The organism is Binatus sp. (SeqCode) (assembly GCF_050013435.1).
In the GTDB taxonomy this organism is placed as follows: Bacteria; Desulfobacterota; Binatia; order Binatales; family Binataceae; genus Binatus.
Window position 1 is genome coordinate 1 of record NZ_JBEKFG010000004.1, and the last position, 21,251, is coordinate 21,251.

Sequence of the window (21,251 nt, forward strand, 5' to 3'; positions counted from 1 at the left end):
GTCGGTCTCGAGGATGTGCGAACGGCGCTGGCCGCCGCCAATGCGAACCGGCCCAAGGGCGAAGTGGCCAACGATAACCAGACCTGGGGGCTGAGCACGACCGATCAGCTGCTCAAGGCCGAGGACTACCAGCCGCTGATCGTGCGCTACCGCAATGGCTCTGCGGTTCAGCTTTCCGATATCGCAACGGTAAGGGACTCGGTCGAGAACGTCCGCGCCGCCGGGATGGTCGACGGCAAGGGCGCCGTCCTGGTCGTCGTTTTCCGGCAGCCCGGCGCGAACATCATCGATACGGTCGATCGAGTCTACGCGGCGTTGCCCCAGTTGCGCGCCTCGATCTCGCCCGCGATCAACCTCTCCGTAGTCCTGGACCGTACCACCACCATCCGCGCCTCGGTGCACGACGTCGGGATCACGATGTGCATCTCGATCGCACTTGTGATCCTGGTGGTGTTCCTGTTCCTGCGTAACCTGCGCGCCACGTTGATTCCGGGAGTCGTCGTTCCGCTCTCCTTGGTCGGAACATTCGGCATCATGTACCTGCTCGGGTACAGCCTCGACAACCTCTCGCTGATGGCGCTTACGATTTGCACCGGCTTTGTGGTTGACGACGCGATTGTCGTCATCGAAAACATTTCCCGCTACCGCGAACAGGGAATGCCGCCGCTGGAGGCCGCGATCAAGGGCGCTGCCGGCATCGGCTTCACCGTGATATCGATCAGCATCTCGCTGGTCGCGGTCTTTATCCCGATTTTGCTGATGGCCGGAATCGTCGGCCGGCTGTTCCGCGAGTTCGCGGTAACTCTGTCGGCTGCGGTCCTCGTTTCGTTGGTTATTTCGCTCACCACGACGCCGATGATGAGCGCGATGCTGCTCAAGCCGCACGGCCAGGAGAAACATAACCGCTGGTACCTGGCTAGCGAGCGATTTTTCAAGGGGATGCTTGACCATTACGAGAGCAGCCTGTTGTGGGTTCTGGACCATCAGCCGTTTACCCTGATGGTTGCGCTCGCGACGCTTGGGCTCAGCATTTTTCTGTTCAGGGTCGTGCCCAAGGGATTCTTCCCGCAGCAGGATACGGGACGCCTGATGGGCGCGGTGCAGGCCGACCAGGACACTTCATTCCAGGCGATGAAGGATCGGCTTACCGAACTGATAGCCGCCATTCGTAGCGACCCGGCCGTGTACAATGTTATCGCATTCACCGGCGGCAATGGCGCAACCAATACCGCGAACATATATATCGGCCTCAAGCCGTTGAGCGAGCGCAAGCTCAGCGCCGACCTGGTTATCGCGCGCATCCGCAAGGAGGTCGCCCACGTCCCCGGCGTCAATCTCTATATGCAGGCGGTTCAGGATTTGCGAATCGGCGGCAGAAGCAGCAACGCGCAATACCAGTTCACGCTGCAGAGCGACGACCTCAACGAGCTAAACGAATGGGCGCCGAAAGTGCTCAAGAAATTGCGCACCGTTCACATTCTCACCGACGTCAGCAGCGATCAGCAAAATAGCGGGCTTGAATCCAACGTCGTCGTTGACCGCGACACCGCTTCGCGGCTGGGACTCACCCAGCAGGCGATCGACGATACGCTCTACGACGCGTTCGGCCAGCGGCAAGTCTCCACGATGTACACGCCGCTGAATCAGTACCATGTCGTGATGGAGGTCGCGCCGCAGTTCTGGCAGAACCCCGAGTCGCTCGACCAGATCCACGCGATGTCCAGCACCGGGCAGCTCGTCAAGCTCAACGCCTTCACTCATTTCGCGTCCGACACGACCGCACTCGCGGTTAATCACCAGGGTCAATTCCCTTCCGTGACGATCTCGTTCAATCTCGCGCCGGGCGTCGCGCTTGGCGATGCGGTTGACGCGATCACGCAGGCCGAGGCGGAAATTAAACTGCCCGCCGGCATTCGCGGAACATTCCAGGGCACTGCGCAGGCGTTCCAGGACTCGCTCAAGAACGAGGGCTTCCTCATCTTGTTCGCGCTCTTCGCCGTGTACATCGTGCTCGGCATTCTCTACGAAAGTTACATCCATCCGATCACGATTCTCTCGACGCTCCCCTCGGCCGGCGTCGGCGCGCTGCTCGCGCTGCTCCTGTTCCACATCGATCTCAGCGTGATTGCGCTGATCGGAATCATCTTGCTGATCGGCATCGTCAAGAAAAACGCGATCATGATGATCGACTTCGCGCTCGAGGCTCAGCGCAGCGAAGGCAAGTCGCCGCACGACGCGATCTACGAAGCGTGCGTTCTGCGCTTTCGCCCGATCATGATGACCACGATGGCTGCGCTGCTCGGCGGCTTGCCGCTCGCGCTGGGCACCGGCACCGGCTCCGAGATGCGCCGCCCGCTTGGCATCGCGATCGTCGGCGGACTGCTCGTGAGCCAGGTCCTGACGCTCTACACGACGCCGGTGATCTATCTGTACATGGATCGGCTCAGCGCTGGATGGTCGAAGTTGTGGCGGCGGGCCATCGGCCGCCCGGCAACGGCGCCGGCCGCCGACACGCGCGCCTGATCCCGCAAGCCGCGTTACGGTTTCGTAGTGCGCGTGACTCGATTGATGACGAATACGCCGCTCGGATTCTTCACATGGTAGTAAAGCGAAAGGTCATCGGGCGAAATCGAGGGCGCCTCGGCAAACCCCGTGATCGCGTGTATTTTCTTCGGCTTGCCGAACGGCTTCGACGTTGACTTGCGGGTAGCCATGTATATGGCCGGACCTATCTTGAGATTGGTTCGCGTGAAGAAAAACTCGAGCTCGTCAGCTGACGTGTCCGCCGCGTAATTCAAGTACTGGTCGTTGATCGTCTTCATGATTTTGGCGCTGTTCGGGTCAACGACGAAGCTGCCGCCCTGAAGGGTCGCGACCATCATCGTAGTGCTCGTCAGATTGCCGGTGGCGTAATCACCTTGTGTAAAGTACAGCGTATTGCCGTCGGCGCTGATTTCTTCGTCGAAGTTGACCAGCCCGATCTTCGGCGCGGCGACGCCCGGAACCGGATTCACCGGCGTTGCGGCGCCACTCGCGAACGGACCGGAATAGATAGTCGACAAATACCCCGGACTGCCGGTGCTTTTATAACTTCGGGTGGTGATAAAGTAAAAGTTGCCGTTCGAGTCCATCGACGCGACCGCATCGAGCGGACCGCTGCTGTTGACCTCACCTCCGATCTCGCCCTGGTACTGAAACGTCACGTCATCGATGCGAGTTGCCCAGAATAGGTTGGTCGTGGGAGCGGCGTTCGAGTTGTTGAAGAACAGGAAGTCCCCGTCGCGGCTGATGAATGGCTCCATCGCGTCATTGCTGTTCCCCTTGTTGTCGTCGTAGCCAAGAATTTGCACCATCTCCGGATTACTGAATTCGGTTAACGCAGGCGGCCGCGCCTTTGAGTCATGCGCCGGACCAGCCTGGGCGCCACCGGCGCTCATCAAAAGCCCGATGAGGATCGTCGCCGCAACGAGAGCAAGATTTAGCCTGGTGGTCATCTCGCGATTCCTGGATTCAACTTAGCTTAGTAATGGCGGCGGACGCTATTTCGTTTTGATCTCGCAATTCTGCGCTACGTCCCATCCAATCTCGGCCATCAGCCTCGCCCTGGCGCCGCGCTCGGCCGCATTGGCGCCGCTTGCGTTGCCCAGCTTCGCGCGCATCGCGATTCCCTGTGCGATCGCGGCTCCACGAAAAAACGAGAACGCCACAAAGAACATCAGATCGGGGACGTTGGTTCGGCCGGCGCGCCTGCTGTATGCGGCGACAAATTCCTCCTCGCTCGGAATTCCAGCCGCCTTCAGATCCATCCCTTGAAAACTCAACACGCCGTCGATGCCGGGCGGGCAATGGTAGGCACGGCAGGCCCACGCCAGGTCGCCCAGCGGATGCCCGAGCGTCGAGAGCTCCCAGTCCAGCACCGCGGCCACGCGCGGCTCGGCGGGATGGAAGACGATGTTCTCCATGCGATAGTCGCCGTGCGCGATCGTCGTCTCGTCAGCCGCGGGGATATGGCGCCCAAGCCATTCGATCAGGCGATCCATCTCCGGGATCTCGTCGATTTTCGAGGCTTCGTACTGCTTGGACCAGCGCGCAACCTGGCGCGCGACGTATGCATCCGGCCGGCCGTAGTCGCCAAGCCCCACCGCGCGAAAGTCAACCTTGTGCAACCGCGCGAGCACCTCGTTCATCGAGTCGTAGCAGGCCCCGCGCTCGTGTGCGCTCGCGCCGGGCATCAGCGGATCGCGCATGACGCGCCCCTGGACAAAATCCATCACGAAGAATGCGGTGCCGATGACGCCGGCGTCCTCGCACAGGAGGTGCACGCCCGGCACCGGCACATCCGTTGCCGCCAGCGCCTTGATGATTCGAAATTCGCGCTCGACCTGATGCGCCGACTGGAGCAGCGTCCCCGGCGGTTTCTTGCGCATGACGAAGCGCGCGTCCGGAGTCTCGAGCAGGTAAGTGGGATTGGATTGCCCGCCGACGAACTGCCGAACTTCCAGCGGACCGCGAAAATTTTGCATCCGCCCGCTCAGATAGTGTTCGAGACGGGCTTCATCGAAACGATGATTCGCGCGGACCGCCGAGACGTCATCCTCGATCGGCATTATTTCGCGCTCCCGATCTGAGGCTCCAGCACGCAACTCTGGATCTCGGTCTGCGCCACATCAGTGTCAACCGGATTGAGATGCGGCGTTGCGGTCAGGAGGCCCCATCCCAGTTCCTCTCTTACGTAGTAGGAGCGCCGCTCGGTTTGGAATTCGACTTCGTCGGCGGTGTCGGTCTGGATGCTGCAAACGACCTTGTCTCCGGCGGGAACGATGAAAGCATGATAGCCGCCCGGACCGATCCGCGCCGTGTCCTCGCCGCATGTAACCGCGGGGCGAAGCGCCGACGACCCGTAGCTGTAAGGCCGGTACACGTAAATCACCGCGTTGCCTGGAGGTGACGGGATTTTTTCAAATGGTTGGCCCTGGACCGCGCATCCGATTGCGAAGATGCCGGCGACGCCGGCCGAAAGTACCAGCAGCCGGCGATTCATTGGCCAACGGGAGCAGTTGGAGATTTGCCCGTGCGGGCGGCCGCATCCGCCAGCCTGGCCTCATCGCTGTAAAGTTTTTGATCGATCCTGCTGCGGACCGCGGCGCGAGCAGCGTCGTCCACTTCCTTGTGGGTGGGATGCGAGTACATGTTGTACGATTTCGAGACGTGCTCCTTGGCGGTGTAGTCGCCGAGAATCCGGTCGCCGTCGCTGATCGACAAAGACGCAAACGCGGTCGTCCCGATATCGCCCAGCGGAGCACCGACCAGGTTGGCCGGGTCCAGCGCGGAAACGATCAGCGGGACGTGATAGTCATCATGCGTCAATTCCTCGCGATAGGTGAACGTCACGGTTGAATTGCCCGACAAGGACATCGCAACCGCTGGCGGAAGTTCAGTCGGGTCGCCGGCGACCAACCGGCCCTTGAATGGCAACGGATGCGCCGGCTCGTCGCTCACCTTGGGCGCGATTACAAGTTGCGAATCCGATTGAGACGCGCCTGTCGACTGCGGTTGCGACTGCGATTGACTCGGTTGCTGAGCGCCGCATCCCAACGCGGCGGTCGCAGCAAAAACAAACGCCGCGAGAGCTAGTGTATGTCTCATGACATCGCGGCGTCGCGAGCCGGGTGCTCGGGATTGACTGATTCGATCCCTCGCAACGCCATATCGCCATACTATCAGAAAATTCGGGCCAGCCCTTACACGAGACGATCGCGGGGCTACGGCTCAGCCGGCAAGGACAATCTCTTCACACGGGCACCAGCTCCACGAGCGGAATATCGCGCGAGGTCTTTTGCTGGTAGTCATTGTAGGTCGGGTAGATCGCGACGAGCTTGGGCCAGGTCTTTTTCTTTTCCTCCGCGGTAAGCGTCCGAGCCCGGTAAGTGCCGCGCGATGAGCCGATTTCCACCTTTACTTCGGGATTCGCCACTAGATTTAGGTACCATGCTGGCGGGCGGTCATTTCCGCCATACGATGCAACGACGAAAACGCGCTCGTTCTGTTGATAGTAAAGGAGCGGCTTCGAGATTTCCCGGCCGGTCTTCCGGCCGCGGGTTGTCAGGATCAACGTATTGCGATTGAGAGGAGTCGCGCCGCCCCACATCCGGTAGAAACCCAAATGCATCCAGCTTACCCATCGCACAAACTCGCGCGTCACGGGGTCGATCTTCACGGCACACCTCGACTGGTTATTGTAATCGTCTAATCCATTGCTGACTCGGCCCTATCTTTATCCGGGGACGACGCCGCTGACGATATAGACGGTGCCGCCCAGCATCTGCTCCAACTTAAGCTCCGACACCAGCGGCTCGAGATGGCTCCACGGACGCCCGAGGCCCTCGAGCGTGCTCGTCGATCGCATCGCGGCGTTCCACACCACGATATTCAGCGGCATCGCCAGGATCGGCGCCCACTTGAGTCCGGACGCCACGATCCGTGCGCCCGGCTTGAGATGGCGGCATACGTTGGCGAGCGCGTTGGGCGTGCGCATTATGTCGTGCGTGAAATGAAACAACGCCGCGTCGGCCGCCCGCGGCATAGCGGCTTCCTCGACCGACGCCGAGATGAGCGTGACGTTCTTCCAGCCGTTCTCGGCCGCCCGCGCGCGCGCCCGCTCGAGCATCTCGGGGCTCTGCTCGATTCCGACGATCGAGCCTGCGTGGCCGATCAGACCCTCCAGCATCGAGAAACTCAGCCCGGTGCCGCAGCCCACATCCAAAACCCGGTCGCCGGGTTGCAGATGCAGCAGATCGATAGCGCGTTGCCGAATCGGCTCGAACAATGCGAGCTCCAGATCGTAGATGCGGGCGCGCGAGCGATATTGGCGAAGCGCGGCGGATCGGCTGGGCGTCAACCAGCGCGTGAGCCACTGAAATGGTTGCGAGCGGTCGTCGGGAGGAGCGTCCACCTTCGATGCCTCGTATTACCGAGTATCACGAAGGCGGGCTGGAATCCTGCTTGCGGCCCAGGCGCAGGCGGCGGCCTGCCAGCCGGTTGCCGGTGTTCTCGTCAACTACCAGCGGGCGGACTTCGCGGCCGGTTTCATTGTCCACCAGAATCACCGGCGGACCGTTTTCGCCCCACAGCCAATCGCTTCCCCATCGCCACATCGCGGCCAGCACGTCCCAGAACGCGCGACCCTTGTCCGTCAGGCGGTATTCGTAGCGGGGCGGATGCTCTTCGTAAGCAACTTTTTTCAGCAGGCCTTCATCGACCAATCGATCGAGCCGCCGGGCGAGCACCGCGCGCGGAACTTTGAGCGCGCGTTGGAAATCCTCGAAGCGGCGGCGGCCCGCGAATGCCTCGCGCATCACCAGCGGCGTCCACCAATCGCCAACCAGGTCGGCGGTGCGTGCGATTGGGCACGGCCACTGGTCGAAGCGAGTTCTCCGCATCAGGCTACCACCTCGATTCGCGCCGGCACGTGCTTGTGGAATGGAGTGCCCGCGAACCAATCGCGATCCTCGGTCGTCGTAAGCTCGTTGGGCGCGACGCCATTCTGAAATTCCTGGCCTTCGCGGTCGGGGTACCACAGTCCCGTCCCGTTCGGCAGCGCGACGTGACCGGGCAGCATCGTATCGGTCAGCACGACCACACTCTCGGCGCTCGCACGCTTCGTTATGATGCGTACGCGGCCACCGCTTTGCACTCCAAGTGCCGAGCCGTCCGCCGGGTTCATCCAGAGCGCGCCCGCCGGATCCTTTGGGCGCCATTGCGGATCTCGGACTATGGTGTTCGCGGTGGAGGAGCGCCGCTGACCTGCTGAGAGAACGAACGGGAACTCCGGGTCGCTTGACGGATACTCGTCGCGCAGTGACTTCAGTTCGGGTATCAACTCGGGGATTGTAAGATTGATCCGATCTCCATGAATTCTTCGCCAGGTTTCCTCATATGGATCGATGCTGACCACGACTCCTGAACGATTGCTTAAAATCGCGTCGAACAAGGCCTCGCCGAGCTCGCCGCCTTCGCCGCTGAAGCCGGCGCGGCGCATCGACTCCGGATACCTGCGCGCGAAATTGTGCGCGACACCCCAGACCGATGCGGCATTTTCGTTACCCGCTCCAAGCGTCGGTCCCAGCGTCTCATACAGAAGCACGGTCATTAGCTCCGCCAAATGAGGCCGCTCCGAAACGACTCGCATCAGCTCATTCGCATAGGCTGCCCTTCCTTTGGCCGCGGCCGCATGCAGAGGCGCGACGTCGTCATCGGTCATCGCGCCCATTGCGCGAACCAGCCGGCGATGAATTTCCCCCTCAGCCAGCGTTCCGGGGATCGGATCGAGAATCGGAGCGCGGAGTGTGAACGTGTTCGCGAATTGCGTCTCGGTATGGAAAGCCGCGCCGAAGAAGGTCGCTTCCCACTTCTCGTACTGCGACGACGCCGGCAAGACATAGTGCGCCTCACGCGCGCTCTCGGTCATCGCAACGTCGATTACGACGACGAATTCCAACGCTCGCAATGCTTCGCGCATCCGGGTGCTGTCGGCAATCGAGTGCGCGGGATTTTCGCTTTCAATCAGCATCGCGCGGAAACGCTTGGGATGGTCGGTCAGGATTTCATCAGGGATAACGTTGGCCGGGATCATCCCGCCGATGATGCGATGACCGCCGACCGGACTCGTCCGGGAAGAAAGCACGCCGCCGAACATCCCGGTCAGACTTGTCCCCGCATTCATGCCGCCGCGCTTCCCGATATTCCCGGTCAGGACGAAGAGAAGTTTTTCGAGGTAGGAGTTGAGCGTGCTGTGGAGCGACTGCTCGATGCCGAGGTCTTCGTTGACCGAAACGCTCGAAGCGCGGGCGATTCGGCGCGCCACGTCGCGAACCAAAGCCTCGGTGATGCCTGCGCGCCCGCAGAAATCCGCGACCGGAACGTCGTTTAGCGCCGCTAACAGCTCATCGCTATTTTGAGTGCGGTCTCGAATGAAGCCTCGATCGATCAGATCCTCTTGTACGAGGACCCCGAGAATCGCTGCGAGGCAGAAAGCGTCGGTCCCCGGACGTACCCGTAAATGATAATCCGCCATATCCGCCGTTTCCGTGCGACGCGGATCGATCACAATGAGCGCACGGTTCGGGTCGGCCGCAATGTCGCGGAGGATCGGACGGGCGCGCTGAAAGCCATGGGACTGCCACGGGTTCTTGCCGACGAATACCGCGACCTCCGCCTGCTGGTAGCTGCCGCTGAGGCCCGTCCCAAAAAGCTTATGGTCCACCCAGAACTCGCCGGTCTTTTCCTGGGCCAACGCGTTGGAGCTGAAGACCGAGCCGAGCGCGTGTCGCGTCGATGCTCCGTAGCTGCCGCACAGATGATTGCCCTGTCCGCCGCCGCCGTAATAGAAAATGCTCGCGCCGCCATAAGTGTCGCGCACCTGAGCGAAGCGCTCGGCGACCTCGCGGATCGCGATGTCCCAACTGATTTCCTCGAAGCTGCCGTCGGGGCGGCGCCGAAGCGGCGAGGTCAGCCGATCCTTGCCGTTCTGGTAGTAGTCAATGCGCTGCGCCTTCTCGCAGGCGTACCCGCGCGACGCGACGTGCTCGCGATTCCCGCGTACCCGGGTGATATGACGCCCGTCGAGCTGCACTTCGATTCCGCAGTTGACACTGCACAGGATGCAGATGGTCTTTTGCCAGTCGTCACTCATGGCGAGTCTCCTAAGTTCATCTACCGAACTACATAGTTCAACAAGAGAATGAACTATAACTCAGCGGGAAGCAATCGGAACTGTACTGCACGTCGCGAAGGCAGAATCCTGAATCGCACGCGAAATAAAATCGCACTGCACAAGGAGAACGCGCCCCAACGTCCCGCGCCGGCCCATAGCGCGAATCGACACTAGCGTGTCGTTTTGCTACTTAAAACGACTCGTTCGTGCAGCGCGCGTGAATATATACTGGGTGCTGCAAAATGGCGCAGTCCTTGCACCTATTCTGGTATTGTTGAGGCACCGGCGGATCTGATTTATGAGCAAGCGGATTTGGATCGTAGCAATCGTTCTGGCGATCGGTGGGATGGCTGTCGGCATCATCCCGATCTCAGCGCGGGCGCTTTCCGAAGCGACCTCCGCGCCGGCTCAGATTACCGACCCGATTAACGACAATGACGTTGTCTCGATCCCGGGTAATATCCGTCCCGAGGCTGCCGCCGCCAATGATCGCGGGCGGGTGGCCGACAATTTTCCGCTCGACCACCTGATGCTTCTGCTGCGCCGCTCGCCACAACGGGAGCGCGCACTGGATCAATTGCTTGGCGAGCTCGAAGATCCCAAATCGCCAAACTACCACCATTGGCTGACCGCGAATGAGTTAGGACAGCGTTTCGGCGCAACCACGCGGGACATTGACACGATTGCCGGATGGCTTCGAGCGCACGGGTTCCGGGTGAATTACATTTATCCGAGCGCAATGCTGATCGATTTTTCGGGGACTGCGGGATCGGTACTCGACGCTTTCCACACCGAGATTCATTCGCTGTCGGTAAAGGGTCAAAGTCATTTTGCCAATATGAGCGATCCCGGCATCCCGGCCGCGCTGGCGCCAGCCGTTGTCGGAGTCGTGTCGCTGAACAACTTCATGCCGCATCCGATGAACAAGCCGCGCAGCAACTACACTCCTGGCGGCTATGTTTGCGGACCCCTGAGCATCCCCTGTGATTTGGTCGTGCCTGCGGACCTGGCCACCATCTACGACTTCAATCCGCTATTCGCCGCGGGATATACGGGCACCGGACAGACGATCGTGGTGGTCGAAGACAGCGATACGTACAACAACACCCCGGCTAACTGTAACTCCACGACCTGCACCGGCAACACGGACTGGAATAACTTCCGCTCGACGCTTGGCCTCAGTTCCTATACCGGCGGCTCTTTCACGCAGGTCCATCCGACCGGCACCGGTGGCACCTGCTCTGATCCCGGAGTCAACGGCGACGATGGCGAAGCGGCAATCGATGTGCAGTGGGCCAGCGCGGCGGCGCCCAACGCGGCGATCGAGGTGGCATCGTGCGCGAACACGACAAACTTCGGCGGATTCATCGCGCTGGCTAATCTGCTCAGCGAATCCGACACGCCGCCGGCGATCGTGAGCATCAGCTACGGAGAGGCCGAGGCGGAGCTGGGCGCAACCATGAACAAGTCCATCAACGCACTCTATAAGCAGGCGGTGGCCGAGGGCGTGTCCGTATTCGTGTCGTCGGGCGACGAGGGCGCGGCAAGCGCCGACGCGGACCTATCGGTGGCGACGCACGGCATAGCAGTGAGCGGATTTACCTCGACACCGTATAACGTCTCGGTGGGCGGCACCGATTTCGGCGATACTTACGCGGGCACGACAAGTAGCTATTGGGCATCGACGAACAGCTCGACCTACGGATCGGCGCTCTCCTATGTTCCGGAAATTCCCTGGAATGACTCCTGCGCCAGTGAATTGCTTTCCACGTTTGAAGGCTATTCATCGCCGTTGGGAACCAGTGGGTTCTGCAACAGCTCGGCGGGAAAGTCATTTATAACCACCGCGTCGGGAAGCGGAGGACCGAGCGGCTGCGCTTCCGGGGCGCCATCCACCAGCGATGTCGTGAGCGGAAGCTGCGCCGGTTACAGCAAGCCCCCGTGGCAATCGGTTTTCGGCAATCCCGCCGATGGAGTGAGAGACATTCCCGACGTCGCGATGTTCGCCGCCAACGGCGTGTGGGGACACTACTACGTGGTCTGTTATTCGGATACGAAAAATGGGGGCGTCTCGTGCTCGGGAGCGCCTGTCACCTGGGCCGGATACGGTGGAACGTCAGTTGCCTCGCCGATAATGGCGGGGGTCCAGGCGCTCATCAATCAGCGTACCGGGAGCCGCCAGGGAACGCCGAATCCAACTTACTATTCGCTCGCTGCGGCAGAGTACGGTGCCGGCGGCAATTCGGCCTGCAATTCGACTTCGGGGAACGCCGCCAATCCTTCGTGCATTTTTTATGACGTCACGCTCGGCGACATGGATGTCGATTGCACGGGCACTCATAGCTGCTACACGCCGTCGGGCAAATACGGAGGCCTGTCAACATCCAATTCCGCGCTCGAGGCTGCGTACGCAGCCGGGGTCGGCTGGGACTTTGCGACCGGTATCGGCACCGTCAATGCGTATAATCTGGTGATGGCATTTGGATCGCCGGCAGCCACCCCAACCCCGACCGCAAGCGCAACGCCGACAGCAACGTCCACTGCGACGCATACCGCAACCGCAACGCCGACCGTCTCAGCGACGCCCACTGTCACGGCGACCTCGACGCGCACCGCGACCGCAACCGCCACCGCGACAGCGACGCCGACGGCCACTCAGACCGCAACTTCGACCGTGACGCCCACTGCGACACCTACGGCCACCGCAACGCAAACCGCGACCGCAACGCCGACCGTCACAGCGACGGCCACCGCAACTTCAACCGCAACCGCAACGCCGACCGTCACAGCGACGCCCACCGCAACTTCAACCGCAACCGCAACGCCGACCGTCACAGCGACGCCCACCGCAACTGCAACGCCAACAGTGACGGCCACTGCGACTCAGACTGCGACATCGACCCCGACCGCAACTTCAACCGCAACCGCGACGCAAACCGCAACGCCAACAGTGACGGCGACCGCGACCGCAACCGCAACGCCAACAGTGACCGCCACTGCGACTCAAACTGCGACTGCCACGCCGACTGCGACCCCGACGACCTCCATGACCGTGACTGCTTCGATCGCATTCGGCAACGTTGCCGTGGGCCAGACGGTCGCCAAGAATCTGACGGTCCATAACACCGGCAAGACCCATTCGCTGGTCATCTCGAGCGCGACATCGTCCGACTCTGAGTATGCCCTGAGCGGCACCGGGACATGCGGTCCGATTCCCGTCACGGTCGCGCCCAAGGCGTCGTGCACGCTCGCAGTCGCATTCGCGCCCAACGCGACCGGCGCGCACAAAGCAACGCTACAGGTCTTCGATAACGCCGCCACGAACCCCCAGACCGTGGCGCTCAGCGGCACCGGCATTGCGGGTCTGACCACCTCGAAGAGCAGCCTGGTATTCGGGAGCGTGAAGTTCGGCGCTAAGCAGGTGAAGTCCTTCAGTGTGACGAATCATCAAACTCAGCCGGTGGCGCTGAGCGAAAGTATCGGCGGGATCAACGCCGCCGATTTCTCGATTACCGGCGGTTCCTGCGCTGCGACTCTGGCCGCCAGGACGGAGTGCGCGATAATCGTGACGTTCACCCCGGGCGCTCTGGGAACGGAATCGGCGACGCTGATGGTCTCTGACAGTCCCGATCCGCTCAGTCCCTACACCGTCACGCTCAGCACCGGACCGACGATCCCGGCAAGGGTCACGCCGGTCACGCTTGGGTATGGCACGCTGACAAAAAAGAGACTCTCGAAGACCAGGACCGTGACGATCGGCGACCTGCCGCGATCCCCGCTAGCCTTAGGCGCAACTATCACCGGCGCAAATGGCGACTTCAAAGTGACCGGCGGTACCTGCGGCGCGACGCAAACGGCAGGCTCATCGTGCACGATCGCGGTGACGTTTAGACCCACGGGCGGCGGATCGGCCGAGAGCGCCAGCATGGCGGTGAACCTCAGCGGTGACCCCACCAGCCCGCACGCGGTGACCTTGACGGGCACCGGCACGTAGCTCACTCGTCCCCCCCGCCAAATCTCAAAGCTTAGGCCGACACCCTGCTGCGCGGGGCGCACTGTTGCAGAAATGTGCCATTGCGGATGTATCGGGGCTGCTACGCGGCCATCCGGCGTAGTGATTCTCAGCACAATTTCACGGCATAAGAGTTGCTCCTACACTGTTTGGCCTAATTTTGCACACTTTCGCCTAAGTCGTTGTATTCAGAAACGTCGGTTTATTTATTGTCTGCTTAGGGATGGATTTGCGATGAACCGCATGCGTGGCCATGAATGTGGTCAAGTCCCAGCGTTAACCGCCGCTTTCCCAGGGGAATCGTAATGCCTAAATCTGCACTTTGGAAACTCACAGCGCCGTGCCTGCTGATCATCGCCGCCGCCCTGGCGACTGCGTCCGTCACGGGCGACAACGCCAACATTGTGCTCGGCCAGGGCAACTTCACATATAACACCGCCAATCCTCCCGACGCGCACAAACTTTCTTCTCCTCAGGGGGTTGCGGTCGATGCCAGTGGCCACCTTTATATCGCAGACACCGCCAACTCGAGGGTGCTGGGCTGGAGGGACGAGACGGCTTTCACCAATGGTTCTTCGGCCGACTTGGTTATTGGTCAGCCGGACTTTTTCTCGTTTGCCTCCAACAATGGCGGTGTGAGCGCGAGCAGCCTCAGCGATCCTTCTGGGGTTGCGGTGGACGGGTCGGGCAACCTCTACGTTGCCGACAAACAGAACAACCGCGTGCTCGAATACAACACGCCATTCGGCGGTTCGTTCCCCTCCGCTGGGGGCTCCGCCAGCCTGGTGTTCGGCCAGGCAGACAGCTTTGCTTCGAATACCGCCAATAATGGCGGGCTGAGCGCGAACAGCCTCAACTATCCCACTGGGGTTGCGGTGGACGCATACGGCCACCTCTACGTCGCCGACTGGATCAACCACCGCGTGCTCGGATACACCTCTCCGCTTGCCGACACCACCGCCAACCTGGTGTTCGGGCAGGGCGGCAGCTTTACTTCGAATTCCGCGAATAACGGCGGCCTGAGCGCGAACAGCCTGAACTATCCCGTTGGGGTTGCGGTGGACTCAAGCGGCGACCTCTACGTCGCGGACAGCCAGAATGACCGCGTCCTCGAATACAACACCCCGGTTATCAGCGGCGCCACTGCCGCCAATGCCGTGTTCGGGCAGGGTGGCAGCTTCACTTCGTCGGGCTGCGGCGCGGCGACCGAGAGCAGCCTCTGCCTCCCCTATGGGGTTGCGGTGGACGGCTCGGGAGACCTCTACGTCGCCGACGAGGACAACAACCGGGTGCTTGAATACAACGCCCCGCTTGCGAACGGTGCCAGCGCTAATTTGGTGTTTGGGCAGGGCGGCAGCTCCACCTCGCGTGCCTGCAATTACGACACCGGCGTCCTCGTTCCCAGCGCCATCGACCTGTGCGGCCCCTTTGGCATCGCAGTTGATCCTACCGGCAACCTCTTGGTCGCCGACACCGACAACCACCGCGTGCTCGAATACGATACTCCGCTTGCGCCCAATGCCACTGCCGATGCTGTGCTGGGGCAGCCTGACTTCTCCCACAAGCAATCAAACTTCGTTGACCTATACTCCCTTTCCAGCCCATACGCGGTCGCGATCGACACAAGCGCAACGCCAAACCACCTTTATGTAGCCGACTACTCCAACTCCAGGGTGCTGGCCTGGAACGACGTGGCGACGTTCACCAACGGCACTGCGGCCGACCTGGTCATTGGTCAGCCGGACCCTTACTCGATTCTCTGCAACGACGGCACCGCACCCGGTGATGTAATTGGACTTGGCGCTGACAGCCTGTGCTACCCATATGGGGTTGCGGTGGACTCAAGCGGCAACCTCTACGTGGCAGATGGCGGCAACAACCGCGTGCTCGAATACATCACCCCATTCGCCGGTTCGTTCCCCTCCGCTGGAGGGTCCGCCAGCTTGGTGTTCGGGCAGGGCGGCAGCTTCATCTCGGGTTTGTGCGATTACGACACCACCGATGGCAGCTCCACCGCCAACGACCTGTGTTATCCCTATGGCGTCGCAGTTGATACTGCCGGCGACCTCTACGTCGCCGACAACGGCAACAGCCGCGTGCTCGAATACAGCGCCCCGCTTACCAATGGCGCCGCCGCCAATCTGGTGATCGGGCAGGGCGGCAACTTCGCCTCGGATTCGTGCGATTACGACACCGGCGGCGGCACCTCCACCGCCATCGACCTATGCGCCCCCTCTGGGGTCGCAGTGGACGCAAACGCCGACCTCTACGTCGCCGACAACGGCAACAACCGCGTGCTCGAATACAGCGCCCCGCTTACCAATGGCGCCGCCGCCAATCTGGTGTTCGGACAGGGCGGCGACTTCGCCTCGGATTCGTGCAATTACGACACCGGCGGCGGCACCTCCACCGCCATCGACCTGTGCGCCCCCTCTGGGGTTACGCTGGACTCAACCGGCAACCTCTGGGTCGCCGACCAGTCCAACAGCCGCGTGCTCGAGTACAATACGCCGCTCGCCCCCAACACCACCGCCAATACCGTCATCGGGCAGGATGCTTTTACTGACAACGACTGCAACCTCGGTGCGGCGAGCGCCAGCGCGGGTAGCCTGTGCTATCCAAGTGGCGCCGCGCTGGGCTCCGCCGGCCACCTCTACGTCGCCGACACGTCGAACAACCGGGTGCTCGAATACAACGAGCCGCTGAGTACACCATCACCAACCGCCACGCCGACCGCCACGCCGACGCCGGCGCCGCCTACCATCACGGTAGCTCCTACTTCGCTCTCATTCGGCAAGGTTCCGATAAGCAACTCGGTTACGAAGACTCTGACGGTCCATAACACCGGCAAGACCACTTCGCTGGTCATCTCGAGTGCGACCTCGTCCGCCTCTGAATATACCCTAAGCGGCACAGGGACATGCGGTTCGATTCCCGTGACGGTCGCGCCCAAGTCGTCGTGCACGCTCGCAGTCACATTCACGCCCAACGAGATCGGGGCGCCCGGCGCAACGCTGATGCTCCACGACAACGCCACCGGCAGCCCACAGACCGTCACGCTCAGCGGCTCAGGCGTGGCCACGATGGCCGTCTCGCCCACCAGCTACGCATTTCCCAGCGAGAAGGACGGCTCCCGCAAGATCAAGTCGATCACGGTGCACAACTATCAGAGCACCTCGGTTTCGCTCAGCGAAAGCATGAGCGGGGCCAACGCTGGCGACTTCCAGGTCACAGGCGGCACCTGCAGCTCATCGCTGGGCTCCAAGGCGGTCTGTACGCTGATTGTCACTTACTCTCCAACCGCGACGGGTACGGAATCGGCGACCATGACGGTTACCGACAGCCCCGACCCGCTGGGTCCATACACGGTTTCATTCACCACGGCGGAAACGATTCCGGATTCCATCTCCGCGAAGAAGTTGAACTTCGGCAACGTCGCTCAGACCGCGTCCAGGACACTGACCATCACGGTGACCAACCTCGCCACCGAGGCGCCGATCACGCTCACCACCCCGACCTTTGGCGGTACCAATCCCTCCGACTTCTCGATCTCGAGTAGTAGCGCCACCACCTGCACAGGGTCGCTGGCGGCGGCGTCGAGCTGTACCTACGGGGTGATATTTACACCCAACACCGAAGGCGCCTTGAGCGGCACGCTTTCAATCGGGGTTGCGCAAGACCCCAATGGCGGTCCGCCCGCGGTCAGCCTGAGCGGAACCGGACTCATACCGATCAAGGTGAATCCGTCGAGTCTCTCCTTCGGCACGGTCAAGCAAGGCAAGAAACCGGCCAAGACGGTCACCGTGACCAACAACGGCGGCGCGGCGGTTTCGCTGAGCAAAAGCATCACCACCGATACCGGTAATCCCGACTTCTCGGTGACGGGCGGGAATTGCGCAGCGTCTCTGGCGGGCGGCGGCACTTCGTGCACCTACACGGTGACGTTTGCGCCAAGTCAGACTGGATCGGAAAGTGCCACGCTTGGGGTCAGCGCGGGCGGCGATGGGGCCAGCCCGCATAACGTCAACCTTTCGGGGACTGGCGGTTCCTGAGCGCCACGGTGCAGGGGCCCCCGGTCCCTGCACCTGAATGAGGATAAGAATCGGCGCCGCCATGTGATTTGCGCCAGGTGCGGGCGATTCTCGATTCGGCGTTTATCGCGCGCCCATGGACGAGCGCCCCAAAGGCCTTCTACTTCCTGAAATCGATCGGCTGCGGGCAGGCCGAACCGCCGGCGTTGTAGCCGTAAACCATCTCGCCGCCGAGGTCCGCGCCCGCCGTTATCAAACCCATGACTGCGATCAGACCGGCGAGAAACACGTACCGTCCCCGCGCCGGCATCGGCCGCGTCAAAAGCGCCCACACCGTCAGCACGCCCGTCACCACCGACGCCGCGACCATCAGATGCTTATGATGCCGCAGCAGGTCGTGGCGGACCGATACCGAAACCATCAGGCCGGGCGCCGCATAGAGACCGCTGGCAACCGACGCCGCCGCGCCCAGCGCGCCCAGCACCAGCATCCAGAGCGCGGTCCATTTGAGCCCTTCGCTCCCGCTAATCGACGCGAGGAAATAAAGCAGCGCCGCGCCATAGAGAAACGCGATCGGAAAATGCACCAGGAGGGGATGGATATTCTGCAGCTGCGATGCGCCCGGCGCGATGCGCTCTAGCACGGCGAGGCCTGCCCGCGGCTACTTCACTGACTCGACGACGATGTATTCCGTGCCGTTCTTATTGTATTCCTTGCCGGTCACCGTCACCTCGTCTTCCATATGCTTGATAACGCTGTCGGGAAGCGGCGCCGCATTCTTGTTTGGCAACACGATGTAGGATTTCTCGGTTCCTTTTTCGATAAGTACCACCGGCGTCCCGCTGGATGCGCATTTGATCGCGCACGCCTTGTGGCCCGCGCCCTTCGCACCCATCGTGCCGTAACAGTAGGCGTCTTCGAGATTGCCGGTGACCGATTTCTCGCCGCCGTCAGCCGCCAGCACCAGCGGCGCGGTCGCTGCGCCCGCCACTCCGATAGCAACCACGAGTCCCAGTCCGAATTTCGCGAGTCGATTCATCATTCACCCCCTCAAAGCGATCAACGCCCGACGATGTGAAGCGAGCAGCGCGCTCCCATCCCGTGGCTGCCGCCGGAGCAACACGACGCGCTCGGGCAGCATGACTCCTTCTTCTGGCAGCATTCGGGTGTATCCGACGCACGCCTGCCGGTCGTGGAGGACATTCCAAATGGCGCAACCATCACGGTTGCGAGCAAAGCCATCAGCGCGAGCTTCTTCATGATGAAATCCTCCTGAATATTCTGGCCACCGGCAAACCCGGGCTTCACAATCGGCGAAATGCAATTCTAGCGGCGATACCAACGTGCTTCAACCGCCGCGCCGCCGTCGCCCCCCGCTGCTGCCGCCGCCACAGGGATAAGGCGCGGCGCAGAGCGGAGCGGATTTCGGTGATGAGACAGGAGGGAAAGGGCTAAGTGTCTGAAAACTCGCTTGGAAAAGGGTCAGTTTCGGGTGTCTTATGCCAACGCGAGGCAGAACTGGTCCGTCGCGGCGCGCTGGAAAGCTCTTTGGACTTAAAACCGGGCTCGAACTCTGCGTTTGCGAAGCGCCCGCTGTCGGTGCTAATCCGATTCAGGATTGAAGATAGAAATTCCGGATGAATTCCTCGACCGCCATTTCGAGAACGGTCGCGGGTCAAGGCTCATCTCTCATTTCATGCGGGGCTCGCGGGCTATGCGACCTCAAATTTGAGGCGCATGTAATGCATACGGCAAAAGTCTATCGCGTGGTCGCCGAGGAAATTATCGACAAGTTACTCGCCGAGCGCGCGCCATTGCAGGAAGAGAAACCGTGAGCCGCCGAAAAGCCCTCGTCCTGATCCTCATCTGTTATGTGATCTCGCGCCTGGTTTTCTTCTGGCTGGGCGTCACGTTCTGGGGATACTCCATTGGCGATATGCAGGTGCTTGAGCCGATACTGCTCAAACAGCATCTCGTACAAAGTCTATGGTATCTGCATATGCAGCCGCCGCTTATGAATCTGGCGCTTGGCATATGGATGAAGTTTTTGCCGGACTACGCACCGGCGCTCTGCTTCAAGGTGCTCGGCCTCGGTATCAACCTGTGCATCTTGTCGGTCATGCTGGACTTGCGCGTGCCGACGCCGTTGGCCCTGTCCGCGACCATCCTTTTCATGCTGAGTCCCGAACAGATCGTCTATGAGAACTGGCTGTTCAATTCGTGGCCAACTATGTTCCTGCTGACGTTGGCCGCCTGTTGCCTGGCCCGCTTTTTTGTCACGGAGCGCAAGCCATGGGGCGTCGGATGTATCGTTTCGTTCGGGCTGCTGGTATTCCTCAACACGACGTACCAGATAGTCTGGTTCGGCGCGCTGGTCGGCGCGCTGTATTACTGCGCGCCGGAGTTCAGGCGGCTGCGCCCCGCGATAGGCTGGACAGGCGGCGCGATCCTGGCGCTCTACCTCAAGAATTTCTTGCTGTTTGGCACATTCGCGACTAGCAGTTGGTTCGGGATTAACCTGGCGGGCATGACGACCAGTGCGCTGATGGATCAGGATAGGCTCGTGGCGGCTGGCAAGCTACCTGCCTATTCGCTGGGTAGCGAGCTGGAGCCGCCCAAGGATTACTACGGCGCGGCTGGCCCGGCCACCGGCATACCCGCGCTTGACCGGCGCTTCAAGGAAAACGGCGCTTCTAATTACAACCACCTGGACTGGGTCGGCATCGCACGGGAGCGCGCTATCGGCGCGCGGTGGGTATTGCGGCACCGACCTATGGTCTATCTGCGCGAGGTTTGGATGGCGTTTCGCGTTCAGCTCAGACCCGCGACGTGGTACGGCTATGTGGGAACCATCGCGGATCGCATGCCTTGGTGGCGCGTGTTTTATGAACGACTGATCTTGGCACCCGCCAGCCGCGAAATTCCGCTAGACCGCGTGCCGGTGCCGTTGGCGTTCGCGGTCGGGTTCCCGCTGATCTGGCTCGTCTCCGGCGTATGGCTATGGAGAGCCAGCGGGCCGGAGCGTCCGGTGGTGCTGGCTATGTGGCTGACGGTGCTGTACGTCACGGCGACGATTGTGCTTTTCAATGATCGTGAGAATAACCGGCTGCGCACGCCGATCGATCCCTACTACATCATCCTGGCGGTATTCTTCGCTAATCTGTGCTTCAACGGCATCAAACACACCTGCACTGGTCCCGGCGGTCCCCTTGCGAAATCTAATTCGCGCGAGCGCGAATGCACCGGAGAATGCCAATAGCCGCGGCTGACGGCCTGTGGCGATCGCCTCGACGATCCTGGGCGCCAGAAACGCCAGTCGCATCTCAACGCCGCTTCATCCGCATCGGGACGAATCGAGCTAGCGCAAGTTCGTTCGGAGTCGCGGCATCACGCCCTTCATCAATTAGTGAACGCGAGACTGGCGGCGATACCAACGTGCTTCAACCGCCGCGCCGCCGTCGCCCCCGCCGCTGATGCGCTCGCATACGTCGATCGA

Annotated in this window: 15 protein-coding genes; 4 read left to right on the forward strand and 11 right to left on the reverse strand. The window is 61.5% G+C overall.

The features are described from left to right. Window positions 1-2,523 (forward strand): efflux RND transporter permease subunit (locus tag ABSB13_RS01245; protein WP_428104795.1); only part of this gene is annotated, 2,523 nt, incomplete at its 5' end. A gap of 14 nt (window positions 2,524-2,537) precedes the next feature. Here ABSB13_RS01245 and ABSB13_RS01250 read toward each other — a convergent pair. The 8 genes from ABSB13_RS01250 to ABSB13_RS01285 all read right to left on the reverse strand — a co-directional run bounded on the left by ABSB13_RS01250 (window position 2,538) and on the right by ABSB13_RS01285 (window position 9,691). Continuing rightward, entirely contained in the window at window positions 2,538-3,494 is a 957-nt protein-coding gene (locus ABSB13_RS01250) for a hypothetical protein (RefSeq protein WP_428104797.1), read from the reverse strand. A gap of 45 nt (window positions 3,495-3,539) precedes the next feature. After that, window positions 3,540-4,607 carry a phosphotransferase gene (locus tag ABSB13_RS01255; protein ID WP_428104799.1) on the reverse strand — a complete coding sequence of 356 codons (1,068 nt, stop codon included), beginning with the start codon at window positions 4,605-4,607 and terminating at the stop codon, window positions 3,540-3,542. Further along, on the reverse strand, window positions 4,607-5,041 hold the full coding sequence (locus ABSB13_RS01260; protein WP_428104801.1) for a hypothetical protein: 435 nt from the start codon (window positions 5,039-5,041) through the stop codon (window positions 4,607-4,609). Before ABSB13_RS01260 ends, ABSB13_RS01255 begins: the two co-directional genes overlap by 1 nt. Next, on the reverse strand, window positions 5,038-5,499 hold the full coding sequence (locus ABSB13_RS01265; RefSeq protein WP_428104803.1) for a hypothetical protein: 462 nt from the start codon (window positions 5,497-5,499) through the stop codon (window positions 5,038-5,040). The genes ABSB13_RS01260 and ABSB13_RS01265 overlap by 4 nt, the downstream gene beginning before the upstream one ends. 292 nt (window positions 5,500-5,791) lie before the next feature. Further along, window positions 5,792-6,217 (reverse strand): nitroreductase family deazaflavin-dependent oxidoreductase, encoded by a 426-nt coding sequence (locus ABSB13_RS01270; RefSeq protein WP_428104805.1) that lies wholly within the window; start codon window positions 6,215-6,217, stop codon window positions 5,792-5,794. Between the two features lie 57 nt (window positions 6,218-6,274). After that, entirely contained in the window at window positions 6,275-6,952 is a 678-nt protein-coding gene (locus ABSB13_RS01275; RefSeq protein ID WP_428104807.1) for a class I SAM-dependent methyltransferase, read from the reverse strand. Between the two features lie 25 nt (window positions 6,953-6,977). After that, window positions 6,978-7,439 (reverse strand): winged helix-turn-helix transcriptional regulator, encoded by a 462-nt coding sequence (locus ABSB13_RS01280; protein WP_428104809.1) that lies wholly within the window; start codon window positions 7,437-7,439, stop codon window positions 6,978-6,980. Then, window positions 7,439-9,691 (reverse strand): molybdopterin-dependent oxidoreductase, encoded by a 2,253-nt coding sequence (locus ABSB13_RS01285; RefSeq protein ID WP_428104811.1) that lies wholly within the window; start codon window positions 9,689-9,691, stop codon window positions 7,439-7,441. Before ABSB13_RS01285 ends, ABSB13_RS01280 begins: the two co-directional genes overlap by 1 nt. Before the next feature lie 319 nt (window positions 9,692-10,010). On the opposite strand from ABSB13_RS01285, the gene ABSB13_RS01290 reads away from it, so the two are divergent. Both ABSB13_RS01290 and ABSB13_RS01295 read left to right on the forward strand, forming a co-directional pair. Beyond that, a complete protein-coding gene (locus tag ABSB13_RS01290) occupies window positions 10,011-13,706 on the forward strand; it encodes a choice-of-anchor D domain-containing protein (protein ID WP_428104813.1) in 3,696 nt (1,231 codons plus the stop codon). A gap of 323 nt (window positions 13,707-14,029) precedes the next feature. After that, a complete protein-coding gene (locus ABSB13_RS01295) occupies window positions 14,030-17,776 on the forward strand; it encodes a choice-of-anchor D domain-containing protein (protein WP_428104815.1) in 3,747 nt (1,248 codons plus the stop codon). Between the two features lie 139 nt (window positions 17,777-17,915). Here ABSB13_RS01295 and ABSB13_RS01300 read toward each other — a convergent pair whose 3' ends face one another. From ABSB13_RS01300 to ABSB13_RS01310, 3 genes are read right to left on the reverse strand one after another with little or no spacing between them, the layout of a single operon-like run. After that, the gene (locus ABSB13_RS01300) at window positions 17,916-18,398 is read right to left on the reverse strand and encodes a DUF2231 domain-containing protein (RefSeq protein ID WP_428104817.1); all 483 of its coding nucleotides are present in this window, start codon (window positions 18,396-18,398) and stop codon (window positions 17,916-17,918) included. A gap of 18 nt (window positions 18,399-18,416) precedes the next feature. Further along, window positions 18,417-18,797 carry a hypothetical protein gene (locus ABSB13_RS01305; RefSeq protein WP_428104819.1) on the reverse strand — a complete coding sequence of 127 codons (381 nt, stop codon included), beginning with the start codon at window positions 18,795-18,797 and terminating at the stop codon, window positions 18,417-18,419. 17 nt (window positions 18,798-18,814) lie between these two features. Further along, on the reverse strand, window positions 18,815-19,015 hold the full coding sequence (locus ABSB13_RS01310; protein ID WP_428104821.1) for a hypothetical protein: 201 nt from the start codon (window positions 19,013-19,015) through the stop codon (window positions 18,815-18,817). Window positions 19,016-19,586: 571 nt separating this feature from the next. On the opposite strand from ABSB13_RS01310, the gene ABSB13_RS01315 reads away from it, so the two are divergent. Then, a complete protein-coding gene (locus tag ABSB13_RS01315) occupies window positions 19,587-21,014 on the forward strand; it encodes a hypothetical protein (protein ID WP_428104823.1) in 1,428 nt (475 codons plus the stop codon). Window positions 21,015-21,251 lie beyond the last annotated feature (237 nt).